Origin of the sequence: Cellulomonas iranensis NBRC 101100 = JCM 18110 (assembly GCF_001552375.1) — a bacterium.
In the GTDB taxonomy this organism is placed as follows: Bacteria; Actinomycetota; Actinomycetes; order Actinomycetales; family Cellulomonadaceae; genus Cellulomonas; species Cellulomonas iranensis.
The window spans coordinates 1-12682 of the sequence record NZ_BCRB01000022.1 but is presented as its reverse complement, the minus strand read 5'-3'; the positions used below and the strand labels follow the sequence as shown (position 1 = coordinate 12682).

At 74.8% G+C, this 12682-nt stretch carries 12 protein-coding genes; 10 read left to right on the top strand and 2 right to left on the bottom strand.

The features are described 5' to 3' along the window. Positions 1-38: 38 nt before the first annotated feature. From CS2_RS06700 to CS2_RS06670, 7 genes are all read left to right on the top strand, one after another. Positions 39-1715, top strand: coding sequence for an ABC-F family ATP-binding cassette domain-containing protein (locus CS2_RS06700; protein WP_070319391.1), 1677 nt, complete (start codon positions 39-41; stop codon positions 1713-1715). 250 nt (positions 1716-1965) lie between these two features. After that, entirely contained in the window at positions 1966-2409 is a 444-nt protein-coding gene (gene rplM, locus CS2_RS06695; RefSeq protein ID WP_046528964.1) for a 50S ribosomal protein L13, read from the top strand. A 43-nt stretch (positions 2410-2452) separates the two neighbouring features. Next, entirely contained in the window at positions 2453-2941 is a 489-nt protein-coding gene (gene rpsI / locus CS2_RS06690; RefSeq protein WP_046528963.1) for a 30S ribosomal protein S9, read from the top strand. Between the two features lie 154 nt (positions 2942-3095). Continuing rightward, a complete protein-coding gene (glmM, locus tag CS2_RS06685; protein WP_070319390.1) occupies positions 3096-4442 on the top strand; it encodes a phosphoglucosamine mutase in 1347 nt (448 codons plus the stop codon). A 29-nt stretch (positions 4443-4471) separates the two neighbouring features. Then, positions 4472-5164 carry a peptide deformylase gene (locus CS2_RS06680; protein WP_070319389.1) on the top strand — a complete coding sequence of 231 codons (693 nt, stop codon included), beginning with the start codon at positions 4472-4474 and terminating at the stop codon, positions 5162-5164. Positions 5165-5358: 194 nt separating this feature from the next. Beyond that, the gene (locus tag CS2_RS06675) at positions 5359-6054 is read left to right on the top strand and encodes a DedA family protein (protein WP_070319388.1); all 696 of its coding nucleotides are present in this window, start codon (positions 5359-5361) and stop codon (positions 6052-6054) included. Positions 6055-6274: 220 nt separating this feature from the next. After that, positions 6275-6844: a hypothetical protein gene (locus tag CS2_RS06670; RefSeq protein ID WP_156442027.1), complete on the top strand. Its 570-nt coding sequence runs from the start codon at positions 6275-6277 to the stop codon at positions 6842-6844. A gap of 25 nt (positions 6845-6869) precedes the next feature. Here CS2_RS06670 and coaA read toward each other — a convergent pair whose 3' ends face one another. After that, positions 6870-7829 (bottom strand): type I pantothenate kinase, encoded by a 960-nt coding sequence (gene coaA / locus CS2_RS06665; protein WP_046530710.1) that lies wholly within the window; start codon positions 7827-7829, stop codon positions 6870-6872. Positions 7830-7937: 108 nt separating this feature from the next. On the opposite strand from coaA, the gene glmS reads away from it, so the two are divergent. Further along, positions 7938-9794, top strand: a complete 1857-nt coding sequence (glmS, locus tag CS2_RS06660) for a glutamine--fructose-6-phosphate transaminase (isomerizing) (RefSeq protein WP_070319386.1) — start codon at positions 7938-7940, stop codon at positions 9792-9794. A gap of 31 nt (positions 9795-9825) precedes the next feature. Then, positions 9826-10182 (top strand): holo-ACP synthase, encoded by a 357-nt coding sequence (locus CS2_RS06655; RefSeq protein ID WP_046528957.1) that lies wholly within the window; start codon positions 9826-9828, stop codon positions 10180-10182. A 23-nt stretch (positions 10183-10205) separates the two neighbouring features. Here CS2_RS06655 and CS2_RS06650 read toward each other — a convergent pair whose 3' ends face one another. Further along, positions 10206-11192: an LLM class F420-dependent oxidoreductase gene (locus CS2_RS06650; protein ID WP_046528956.1), complete on the bottom strand. Its 987-nt coding sequence runs from the start codon at positions 11190-11192 to the stop codon at positions 10206-10208. Positions 11193-11311: 119 nt separating this feature from the next. Between CS2_RS06650 and CS2_RS06645 the strand changes: the two genes are divergently transcribed. Further along, on the top strand, positions 11312-12682 hold a 1371-nt coding region (locus CS2_RS06645; protein WP_070319385.1), incomplete at its 3' end, for an NAD(P)H-hydrate epimerase.

Here is a 12682-nt window from a genome sequence, read left to right as displayed (position 1 = left end):
CGTCGCGGACGGCCCCGCGGCCGGGCGACACTGGTCGCATGGGTCATGTGGACGTCGGCGGTGTCGGTTACACGCTCCCGGACGGCAGGCCCCTGCTGTCGGACGTGACGTTCCGCGTCGGCGACGGCGCGCGGGTGGCCCTGGTGGGCCCCAACGGCGTCGGCAAGTCGACGCTGCTGCGCGTCGTCACGGGCGACCTGGTGCCGCACGAGGGGTCGGTGCAGCGCAGCGGCGGCCTGGGCGTCATGCGCCAGGACGTCGGGCGCATCGACGACGACCGCAGCGTGCGCGACCTGCTGGCGGACCTCGCGGCACCGGCGGTGCGTGCGGCCGCGGCCGAGCTGACGGCGGCCGAGCTCGCGATGATGGAGGTCGACGACGAGCCGACGCAGCTGCGCTACGCGCAGGCGCTCGCGGACTGGGCGGACGTCGGCGGCTACGAGGCCGAGGCCGGCTGGGACCGCGTGACCGACGCCGTGCTGTCGGTGCCGTTCGAGCGTGCGCAGCACCGGTACGTGCGGACGTTGTCGGGCGGTGAGCAGAAGCGGCTCGTGCTCGAGGCGCTGCTGCGCGGGCCCGACGAGGTGCTGCTGCTCGACGAGCCCGACAACGCGCTCGACGTCCCGACCAAGCGCTGGCTCGAGGAGCGTCTGGTCGGGTGCGGCAAGACCGTGCTGTTCGTGAGCCACGACCGCGAGCTGCTGGCCCGCGTCGCGACGCACGTCGCGACGCTCGAGCCGACGGCCGTGGGGGCGCGCGTGTGGGTGCACGGCGGCGGGTTCGCGTCGTACGCGCAGGCGCGCGCCGACCGGCAGGCGCGGCTCGAGGAGCTGCTGCGCCGCTGGGAGGAGGAGCACGCGAAGCTGAAGGAGCTCGTGCTCACGCTCAAGACGAAGGCCGCCTTCAACGACGGGCTCGCGTCGCGGTACCAGGCTGCGCAGACGCGGCTGCGGAAGTTCGAGGAGGCGGGGCCGCCGGAGGTGGTCGCACGCGAGCAGCACGTGCGCGTGCGGCTGACGGGCGGGCGCACCGCCAAGCGCGCGGTCGTCGCGACGGGGCTCGAGCTGACGGGGCTCATGCGGCCGTTCGACCTCGAGGTCTGGTACGGCGAGCGCGTCGCGGTGCTCGGGTCGAACGGCTCGGGCAAGTCCCACTTCCTGCGGCTGCTGGCGGCGGGCGGCTCGGACCCCGAGCACGCGCCGGCCGGCGACGTCCCGGTCGCGCCGGTGGCGCACACCGGGTCGGTCGTGCTGGGCGCGCGCGTCCGCCCGGGGTGGTTCGCGCAGAACCACGCGCACCCCGAGCTCGTGGGACGCACGCTGCTGGAGATCCTGCACCGCGGCGACGGGCACCGGGCGGGCCTCGGCCGGGAGGCCGCGAGCCGGGCGCTCGACCGGTACGAGCTCGTGGAGGCCGCCGAGCAGCCCTACGAGACGCTGTCGGGCGGGCAGCAGGCGCGTCTGCAGATCCTGCTGCTCGAGCTGGGGGGCGCGACGCTGCTGCTGCTCGACGAGCCGACCGACAACCTCGACCTGCACTCGGCCGAGGCGCTCGAGGCCGGCCTCGCGGCGTTCGACGGCACCGTGCTGGCGGTCACGCACGACCGCTGGTTCACGCGCACGTTCGACCGGTTCCTCGTGTTCTCGGCGGACGGCACGGTCGTCGAGACGCCCGAGCCGGTGTGGGACGCCGGCCGCGTCGAGCGCGTGCGCTGACCCGGGCTCGCGGGGCCCGTCCCGCGCCGCGGTGAGGCGTTGCTCACGGGTTTTGCCGTCGGTGCGGCGTGCCGGTAGTCTGTTGTGTCGTTGTGCGTCCCCTGTCGCGCACCGGTGGCTTCTCACCACCGGGTGCCGATGGCCGTCCTGGTGCGATCCCACTCGCCGGGCGGGATGCTCCGGCAGCCATCCTCGGCCGGTCGCCCCGTGCGGCCTGCCAACGACACGCATCACGAGACAGAGGCACACCGTGCGCACGTACACCCCGAAGCCCGGCGACGTCGAGCGGAACTGGTACGTCATCGACGCGACCGACGTCGTGCTCGGCCGTCTGGCCAGCCACGTGGCCACGCTCCTGCGCGGCAAGCACAAGGCGACCTTCGCCCCCCACGTCGACGGCGGCGACTTCGTCATCGTCATCAACGCGGAGAAGATCGCGCTCACCGGCAACAAGCGTGAGACCAAGCTCGCCTACCGTCACTCGGGCTACCCGGGCGGTCTGCGGGCGACCCGCTACGTCGACCTGCTCGAGAAGCACCCCGAGCGTGCGATCGAGAAGGCCGTCCGCGGCATGCTGCCCCACACGACCCTCGGTCGTCAGCAGCTGAGCAAGCTCAAGGTCTACGCCGGCCCCGAGCACCCGCACGCGGCCCAGCAGCCGAAGACGTTCGAGCTGACCCAGGTGGCGCAGTAAGCCTCCGGCTGCTGCGGCAGAGAAACCAGAACGCGAGGATCCCGTGGCTCAGACCACCGTCGAGACCGAGTACGAGGGCGACGACACGCCCACCAGCTACACCTCCGAGACCGCTGCCCCCGTGGGTCGTGGCCAGTCCCTGACGGCACCGGGCCAGGCGCTCGGCCGCCGCAAGGAGGCCGTCGCCCGCGTCCGTCTGGTGCCCGGCACCGGCCAGTGGAAGATCAACGGCCGCACCCTCGAGGACTACTTCCCGAACAAGGTGCACCAGCAGCTCGTCAACTCGCCGCTGAAGACCGTGGACGTCGAGGGTCGCTTCGACGTCATCGCGCGCATCACCGGCGGTGGCGTCTCCGGCCAGGCCGGCGCGCTGCGCCTGGGCATCGCCCGTGCGCTCAACGCGATCGACGCCGAGAACAACCGCCCGGCCCTCAAGAAGGCCGGCTTCCTCACGCGTGACGCGCGTGTGGTCGAGCGCAAGAAGGCGGGTCTCAAGAAGGCCCGCAAGGCGCCGCAGTACTCGAAGCGCTGATCCAGCGCCTCGGCCCGATGGCCCCGGCTGGTCGACAGACCGCCGGGGCCATCGGCATGTCAAGGCAGGTCGCCGCCGTCACCGGCCGCGACGCAGGAGGAACGACACGACGCCGCGCGGCAGGACCGGGCGCGTCGGGCGAAGGAGTCGGGTGATGGGTCGGTTGTTCGGCACGGACGGCGTGCGAGGGCTCGCGAACCGCGACGTCACGGCGGAGGTCGCGCTCGACGTGTCCGTCGCCGCGGCGCACGTGCTCGGGTCGCAGGGCGCGTTCGAGGGGCACCGCCCGCGCGCCGTGATCGGCCGTGACCCGCGCGCCTCGGGCGAGTTCCTGTCCGCCGCCGTCGCCGCCGGCCTGGCGTCCGCGGGCGTCGACGTCGACAACGTCGGCGTGCTGCCCACGCCCGCGATCGCCTACCTGACGGCCGCGCGCGGCGTCGACCTGGGCGTCGTGCTGTCGGCCTCGCACAACCCGATGCCCGACAACGGGATCAAGTTCCTCGCGAGCGGCGGCCACAAGCTCGACGACGAGGTCGAGGCCGCCATCGAGGCGCGCCTCGGCGAGGCGTGGGAGCGGCCGCTCGGCGCCGCGGTCGGTCGCATCCGCACCGACCAGAGCCTCGCCGGCCAGCAGTACGTCGACCACCTCGTCGCGACGATCGGCGTGCGGCTCGACGGCCTGCGCATCGTCGTCGACTGCGCCAACGGTGCGGCCTCCGAGGTCGGCCCGGCGGCGCTGCGCGAGGCGGGCGCCGACGTCGTCGTCATCAACGCGTCGCCCGACGGGCGCAACATCAACGAGGCCTGCGGCTCGACGCACCCCGAGCAGCTGCAGGCGGCGGTCGTGGCGGCGCACGCCGACCTGGGCGTCGCGTTCGACGGCGACGCGGACCGCTGCCTGGCCGTCGACGCGGAGGGCGTGCTGGTCGACGGCGACCAGATCATGGGGATCCTCGCGATCGCGCTGCGCGACCGGGGAGCACTCCCGCACGACACGCTCGTCACCACGGTGATGAGCAACCTCGGCCTGCGGCTCGCGATGCGCGACGCCGGCATCGCGACCGTCGTCACCGGGGTCGGCGACCGGTACGTGCTCGAGGCGATGCGCGCGGGCGGCTTCGGGCTCGGCGGCGAGCAGTCCGGTCACATCATCGTCGCGGCCCACGCGACGACCGGCGACGGCCTGCTCACGGCGCTGCAGCTCGCGGCCCGTGTGGTCGAGACCGGTCGGACGCTCGCCGACCTCGCGTCGGTCGTGCAGCGGCTGCCGCAGACGCTCGTCAACGTGCCGGGCGTCGACCGCACGCGCACGGACGACGTCGTGCTCGTCGAGGCGGTGTCCGCCGCCGAGAAGTTGCTCGGCGACACGGGACGCGTGCTGCTGCGCGCCTCGGGCACCGAGCCGCTCGTCCGCGTCATGGTCGAGGCGGCGACGCAGGAGGAGGCCGACGAGACGGCGCACGACCTGGCCGCGGTCGTGCGCGAGCGGCTCTCGCTGTAGCGGGCGTCGTGACGACCGGGGGAGGCGCGGTGCGCGACGTCGACGGCTGGGTGCGGGACCACGTGCGCCGGCTGCTCGACGCCGTCCGCGAGGCGGGGCCGGACGCGGTGGCGCCGATCGTGCAGGCCGGGCACCCCGTCCTGCGGTCGGTGGCCGTGCCGTTCGACGGGCAGGTCGACGACGCCGAGCTGCACGAGCTGCTCGGCGTCATGCACCGCACGATGCGCGCCGCGCCCGGTGTCGGGCTCGCCGCCCCGCAGATCGGGCTCCCCCTCGCCCTCGCGGTGGTCGAGGACCCCGGGCCGGGGGACGACGAGATCGCGCGCGTGCGCGAGCGTCCCGCGGTCGCGTACCGCGTGCTGGTGAACCCGCGGTACGCGCCCGAGGGCGACGACGTCGTCGCGTTCTACGAGGGCTGCCTCAGCGTCGAGGGCTACCAGGCCGTCGTCGCCCGGCCCCGCCGCGTCCGCCTCACGGGCGCCGACGAGACGGGGCGGGCGCTCGACGAGGTGCTCACGGGGTGGCCCGCGCGCATCGCGCAGCACGAGACCGACCACCTGCACGGCACGCTGTACCTCGACCGCGCGGACCCGCGCTCGCTGTCCGCGACGGACGCCTGGGGTGCACACTGGGGGACGGAGCCCGTGCCGCGCGCCGCCGCGCGCGCCCTCGGGTTCGGGTTGCCGGACGGGACCCCGGAGGACACCGCGCCGCAGCGGTGACCGCGCCGGGCACCGCGCAGGGCGTCGCGCCTCCGCCCTGCGACGGAGACGCGGGGGCGGGGGGTGAGTCCCGGGGGAGGAGATCGGGGTCGCTCAGGGCTGATTCGGGGGCTATCCCGATGTGCCCGGACCCGACCCCGGCCTAGCGTGGTGACGTCGCCCCACCGGGGGGTGGGCGGGCGAGGGGAGATCACGTGCTGGAGTGGGCGCTGGAGCTGGCGGCCTCGCCGTGGATCTTCGTCGTGCTGTTCGCGTTCTCGGTGGTCGACGGGTTCTTCCCGCCGGTCCCGAGCGAGTCGGTGGTCATCGCGCTCGCGTCCCTGTCGGTGTCGACGGGGTCGCCGGCGCTGTGGATCGTGGTCGCGGTCGCCGCGCTCGGCGCGTTCGTCGGCGACCAGGTCGCCTACCAGATCGGCACCGCGGTGCACGTCCGGCGGCTGCGCGTGTTCCGGGGGCGGCGCGGCCAGGCCGTCCTGGACTGGGCGGAGCGCGCGCTGCGGACCCGTTCCGCGTCGTTCGTCATCGCCGCGCGCTACATCCCCGTGGGGCGCGTCGCCGTGAACATGACGGCGGGGGCCCTGGGCCTGCGTCGTCGGCGCTTCGTGCTGCTCACGGCCATCGCGGCCGTCACCTGGGCGGGGTACTCGACGCTCATCGGGATCGGCACGGGTGCGGTGCTCGGGCACTCGCCGCTCGTGGGCGTGGCGGTCGGCGTGGTGGGCGGGTTCGTGGTCGGGCTCGCCGTCGACTGGGCGTTGCGCCGGTGGCTGCGGCTCGACGACCCGCTGCCGCCGAGCGCACCCGTGACGCCGCTCGCCGCGGCGCCGCGGCCGGCGACGCTCGGCACCGGCACCGAGCCGGCGACACGGCCCGAGGGGTCCGCGGCCTGACCCTCGCCCGTTGTCGAGGTCACGATGACCTCACGATGTGGGACGTGTGACAACGATCCGGTATCGGCCGACCGGGTGACGGCGATCGGCCTCCCGGAGCGGCTTACGCTCGAACGCAGGACGACGTCGACGTCGTCCTCCCCGCTCCCGCGAGGCCCCGGCACCGCCGGGGTCCTGACCGTCGTGCCCGGGGACCGGCAGGACGACGGAGGGTGGGCAGGTGCGAGCAGCGCGACGTGCGGTGACGGCCGTCGCCGTGCTGCTCGCCGCCGCGGCCTGCGCGACCGACGCGCCCTCGGCCGAGGACGCGGCGGTACCGCCCGCCGAGGTCCGCACGGACGCGGGGTGCCTCGACCCGGGCGTGCTCGACGCCCTCGGTCTCGAGCTCGACGCGAGCCTGCGGACCACGGCGCCGCAGGCCACGACGCGCGGCCTGCCCCCGGCCGGGTTCGTCGCCGACAGCGTGCTCGTGTGCGACCGCGGCGACCCCCTGCGCGACTCCGCGGGCACGTGGTGGTCGGTGACCGCCACGCGCCTCGAGGGGGACCTGGACGACCTGCTCGGGGAGGTCGACGGCACGCGCACCCCGCGCGAGTGCCCGGACGACGCCGTCGTCCCGCAGGTGTGGCTCGTCGACGCGATGGGCGCCGCGGTGCTGCTGCCGGCGGACGTGGCGTGCGACGGCGCCGACGGCATCCCCGCCGCGCTCGGGACCCTCGAGGTCGTGGAGCGCACCGAGCACCCCGTGGCGCTCGCGCAGCCCGTCACGGCGCAGGCCTCGGCGCCGTGACGCGCGCCTGACGGGCGCGGGCGCGTCAGATCTTGCGGAGCCGCACGCGCTGCACCGTGTGGTCGGGCCCCTTGGTGAGGACGAGCGTGGCCCGGCTGCGCGTCGGCAGGATGTTCTGCTCGAGGTTGGGCGCGTTGATCGAGTCCCAGATGCTCTCGGCGCGGTCGATCGCCTCCTCGTCCGACAGCGACGCGTACCGGTGGAAGTACGACGCGGGCTGCGCGAACGCGGTGCGGCGCAGCGAGAGGAACCGGTCGACGTACCACTGCTTGACGTCCGACGTGCGGGCGTCGACGTAGATCGAGAAGTCGAAGAAGTCGCTCAGGGCGAGGTTCGACGTGCCCTCGAGCGTCGGGCGCGCGGGCTGGAGCACGTTGAGCCCCTCGACGATGAGCACGTCGGGCTGCCGCACGACGACCTCGGCGCCGGGCACGATGTCGTACGTGAGGTGGTCGTAGACGGGCACCGCGACCTCGGGGCGTCCGGCCTTGACCTTCGACACGAAACGCAGCAGCGCGCGGCGGTCGTACGACTCCGGGAAGCCTTTGCGCTGCAGCAGACCGCGGCGCTCGAGCTCGGCGTTGGGGTGCAGGAAGCCGTCCGTGGTCACGAGCTCGACGCGCGGCGTGGCGGGCCAGCGCGCGATGAGCTCGCGCAGGATGCGGGCGGTCGTGGACTTGCCGACCGCGACGGAGCCCGCGACGCCGATGACGTACGGCGTGCGGCCCACGTCCTCGTGGAGGAACGTGCTGGTCGCGCCGTGCAGACCCTGCGTGGCCTGGATGTACAGGTCGAGCAGGCGGGACAGCGGCCGGTACGTCGCGTCGACCTCCGCGAGGTCGATCGGGTCGCCGAGGCCGCGCAGCCGGTCGACGTCGGCGTCGGTGAGCGGCAGGGGCGTCGAGGCGGACAACCGGGTCCAGGCGTCGCGGTCGAGGTCGACGTAGGGCGTGGCGGGGACCAGGGACGGCACGACGACGATCATCGCGCATCGCGGGCCCGTGCCGCGCACGGCGCGGTGCGGCGCGGGCGCGACGGGTGTCACGCGTCACCCGGCCGGGCGTGCGCCGGGGTGCCCACTAGGATCGGGCGCATGTGCGGAATCGTCGGTTACGTGGGTGGAGCGGGGGCCAGCGAGCGCCCCCTCGAGGTGGTCCTCGAGGGGCTGCGGCGGCTGGAGTACCGCGGGTACGACTCCGCCGGTGTCGCTCTCGTGGTGCCCGGGGGGCGCCTCGCCACCGCGAAGAAGGCCGGCAAGCTCGCGAACCTCGTGGCCGAGCTGGACACGCACCCGCTGCCGCCGGCGACGGCGGCGATCGGGCACACGCGCTGGGCGACGCACGGCGGCCCGACCGACGCGAACGCGCACCCGCACGTCTCGGGCGACGTCGCGGTCATCCACAACGGCATCGTCGAGAACTTCGCCACGCTCAAGGCCGAGCTCGTCGCGGACGGCGTCGAGTTCGCGTCGGAGACCGACACCGAGGTGGTCGCGCACCTCGTGGCGCGCGAGCACGCGCGCTCGCAGGACCTGACCGCCGCGCTGACCACGGTGTCGCGTCGGCTCGAGGGGACGTTCACGCTGCTCGCGGTGCACGCGGACGCGCCGGACACGGTGGTCGGCGCGCGGCACGACTCGCCGCTCGTCGTGGGGCTGGGCGACGGCGAGAACTTCCTCGGCTCGGACGTCGCGGCCTTCATCGGCTCGACCCGTGACGCCCTGGAGCTCGGGCAGGACCAGGTCGTGACGATCACGCCGACCTCGGTCACCGTGACCGACCTCGACGGGAACCCGGTCGAGGCGACGCCGTTCCGGGTCGACTGGGACACCGAGGCCGCCGAGAAGGGCGGGTTCGGCTCCTTCATGGACAAGGAGATCCACGACCAGCCGCACGCGGTCGCGGACACGCTGCTGGGCCGCACCGACGCGGCCGGGCACCTGGTCCTCGACGAGCTGCGGATCGACGAGGCCGTGCTGCGCGCCGTCGACAAGATCGTGGTCGTCGCGTGCGGGACGGCGGCGTACGCCGGCCACGTCGCGAAGTACGCGATCGAGCACTGGTGCCGCATCCCCGTGGAGGTCGAGCTCGCGCACGAGTTCCGCTACCGCGACCCGGTCGTCGACGAGCGCACCCTCGTGGTCGCCATCTCGCAGTCCGGCGAGACGATGGACACGCTCATGGCCGTGCGGCACGCGCGCGAGCAGGGCGCGACGACGCTCGCGATCGTCAACACGCACGGCTCGACGATCCCGCGCGAGTCCGACGCGGTGCTCTACACGCACGCCGGCCCGGAGATCGCCGTCGCCTCGACCAAGGCGTTCCTGTCGCAGATCACCGCCGCCTACCTGCTGGGTCTGTTCCTCGCGCAGCTGCGCGGCAACAAGTTCCCGGACGAGATCGCGTCGACGCTCGAGGAGCTGCGCGCGATGCCCGACAAGATCCAGGAGGTCCTGGACCGCTCGGGCCGCGTGCGTGAGATCGCCCGGTGGATGGCGGACACGCAGTCGGTCCTGTTCCTCGGTCGGCACGTCGGCTACCCGATCGCGCTCGAGGGTGCGCTCAAGCTCAAGGAGCTCGCGTACATCCACGCCGAGGGGTTCGCGGCCGGCGAGCTCAAGCACGGTCCGATCGCGCTGATCGAGCCGGGGCAGCCCGTGTTCGTCGTGGTGCCGTCGCCGCGGGGCCGGCACTCGCTGCACTCCAAGGTGGTCTCGAACATCCAGGAGATCCGCGCGCGCGGCGCCCGCACGATCGTCATCGCCGAGGACGGCGACGAGGCGGTGCGCCCGTACGCCGACGAGGTGTTCTCGGTGCCGCAGTGCCCGACGCTGCTCGCACCGCTGCTGACGGTCGTCCCGCTGCAGGTGTTCGCGTGCGAGCTGGCGACCGCCAAGGGGCTGGACGTGGACCAGCCGCGCAACCTGGCCAAGTCCGTCACGGTCGAGTGAGCCGCGCCCGCGGGGGCGCGCGGGGCGCGTCGTGATCGTCGGCGTCGGGATCGACGTCGTCGACGTCGCGCGGTTCATGGCGACGCTCGCGCGCGTGCCGCAGCTGCGCGAGCGGCTGTTCACGCCCGCCGAGCGGGACCTGCCGGACGCCTCCCTGGCCGCGCGGTTCGCGGCCAAGGAGGCGATCGCGAAGGCGCTGGGCGCGCCCCCGGGGATGAGCTGGCAGGACGCGACCGTGCGGCGCGTGATCGGCGCGCAGCCGGTCGTCGAGGTCACGGGCACGGTCGCGGCACGTGCCGACGCGCTGGGCGTCGCGCGGTTCCACCTGTCGATCTCGCACGACGCGGGCATCGCGTCGGCGATGGTCGTGGCCGAGCGCGACGTCTGACCGACGTCGCGCCCGGCGCGCGCTCAGCGCAGGTGCGGCACGACCTCGCGGGCGAAGAGCTCGATGCCCGACCGGTCGTACGCGGCCTCGGCGAAGTACGTGATGGCGTACGTCATGCCCAGGCCCTGCAGCTCGCGCAGGGTCTCGACGATCTGCTCGGGCGTGCCGACGAGCGGGCCGCTGCGGAACTGCTCGGCGACCTCGGGGGCCTTGTCGGGCACCGTGTTCGCGTAGTGCTCCTCGACCCACGCGACGCGGTCGTCGACCTCGGCCTGCGTCGCGCCGATGACGACGTTGTAGTTGGCCGACCGCGTGATCTCGTCGAAGTTGCGGCCGATGGCCTCGCAGTGCCCGCGCAGGATCTCGGACTTGTGCGCGAAGCCCTCGGGCGACCCGTCGAAGTTCGTGTACTGCGCGTGCTCGGCCGCGATGCGCAGCGTCTTCTTCTCGCCGCCGCCCGCGATCCACAGCGGCGGACCGTCGACCTGCAGCGGCAGCGGCGAGAGCTGCGCGCCGTCGACCTGGTAGTGCGTGCCGTCGAGCGTCGCGGTGCCGTTGGTCCACATCTGCTTGAAGATCTGCACGCCCTCGTCGAGCATCGCGATGCGCTCGCCGGCGCGCGGGAACCCGTAGCCGTAGGCGCGCCACTCGTGCTCGTACCAGCCGGCGCCGATGCCCATCTCGACGCGGCCGCCCGAGATGACGTCCGCGGTGGTGGCGACCTTCGCGAGGTACGCGGGGTTGCGGTAGGCCATGCACGTGCACATCTGGCCGAGCCGCACGCGCGACGTCGACGCCGCGAACGCGTTGATGAGGCTCCAGGCCTCGTGCGTGGCCTCGCCGTTGGGCTCGGGCACGGCGTGGAAGTGGTCGTAGACCCAGATCGACTCGAAGGCGTCGCCGTCGTCGGCCCACGACGCGAGGCCGTGCATGACCTTCCAGTGGTCGCGGGCGTCGATGCCCGTGAGGTCCTGCCGCCAGCCCTGGGGGATGAAGAGTCCGAAGCGCATGCCTCGCACGCTACCCGCGGGTCGGGCGCGCGTCCGGGTGGCGCGGCGAGCCCGTGCAACAGGCCCCCGCGACGTGCGCGCGCGTCGCGCCCGCGCGCGGGCCCGGGCAGGATGGGCGGGTGCTGCTCTCGTGGGACGCCGCCGCCGTGCGCGCGGCCGAGGAACCCCTGCTCGCGGCCGGCGTGCCGCTCATGGACCGCGCCGCCTTCGGTCTCGCGACGCACGTCGCGCACGTCCTGCGGGACGTGCGCGGGCGCGTCGGCGGCGCGCACGTGGTGCTGCTCGTGGGCCCCGGCAACAACGGCGGCGACACGCTGCACGCGGGTGCGCGGCTCGCGCGCCGCGGTGCGCGCGTCACGGCCGTCCTCGCGTCGCCGCGCGTGCACGGCGACGGTCTCGCGGCGCTGCGGGCCGCGCACGGCCGGGTCGTCCCGGCGCACGACGACGCGGCGGCGGACGCGCTCGCGGGCACGGTGCTCGCGGCCGACGTGGTGCTCGACGGGCTGCTGGGCATCGGTGGACGGGGCGGTGTGCGCGGGCCGGGTGCGCGCCTGGTCGGTGCGCTCGCGGCCGCCGCCGCGCGGCCGGTGGTCGTGGCGGTCGACGTGCCGTCGGGCGTGGGCGTCGACGACGGCACGCGCACCGGTGCCGTGGCGCAGGCCGACGTCACGGTGACGTTCGGCGCGTGCAAGCCCGCGCTCCTGCTGCCGCCGGCGGCCGACGCGGCGGGGCGCGTCGAGGTCGTCGACCTCGGCCTCGACCTCGCGGGTGCGCCGGCCGTCGCACGGCTCGCGGGCGCCGACGTCGCCGCGCTGTGGCCGGTGCCGGGGCGGACGTCCCACAAGTACGCGCGCGGCGTGCTGGGCGTCGTGGCCGGCTCGGACCGGTACCCGGGCGCGGCGGTCCTCGCTTCCGGCGGTGCGCTGCGGGCCGGCGTCGGCATGGTGCGGTACGTCGGGTCGGCCGGCTCGCAGGTGCTCGCGGCGCACCCCGAGGTCGTGGTGGGGGAGGGGCGCGTGCAGGCGTGGGTCGTCGGGCCGGGCGTCGCGCCCGACGACGACGCGCAGCGGGCCCGCGCCCGCGACGCGCTGGTGCACGCGCTCGCGCACGACGAGCCGGCGGCCGTCGACGCGGGCGCGCTCGACCTGCTGCCGGACCGCGTGCCGCCGCACGTCGTGCTGACGCCGCACGCGGGCGAGCTCGCGACGCTGCTGTCCGCGCGGGGCGCGGCCGTCGACCGGGCCGACGTCGAGGCGGCACCGCTCGCGCACGCGCGTCGCGCGCACGAGCTCACGGGGGCGACCGTGCTGCTCAAGGGCGCGACGACCGTGGTCGTCGGTGCGCACGGCGCGGTGTACGCGCAGGCCGACGCGCCCGCGTGGCTCGCGACCGCGGGGGCGGGTGACGTGCTCGCGGGCGTGCTCGGCGCGCTGCTCGCGGGGCGCGCGGCCGACGCGGTCGACGACCCGACGCTGCCGGCCGCGCTCGCG

Coding starts and splice junctions, on each gene's coding strand:
- CS2_RS06700 (WP_070319391.1), top strand. CDS start 39: ATGGGTCATGTGGACGTCGGCGGTGTCGGTTACACGCTCCCGGACGGC.
- glmM (WP_070319390.1), top strand. CDS start 3,096: ATGGGTCGGTTGTTCGGCACGGACGGCGTGCGAGGGCTCGCGAACCGC.
- coaA (WP_046530710.1), bottom strand. CDS start 7,829: ATGATCGTCGTCGTGCCGTCCCTGGTCCCCGCCACGCCCTACGTCGAC.
- glmS (WP_070319386.1), top strand. CDS start 7,938: ATGTGCGGAATCGTCGGTTACGTGGGTGGAGCGGGGGCCAGCGAGCGC.
- CS2_RS06650 (WP_046528956.1), bottom strand. CDS start 11,192: ATGCGCTTCGGACTCTTCATCCCCCAGGGCTGGCGGCAGGACCTCACG.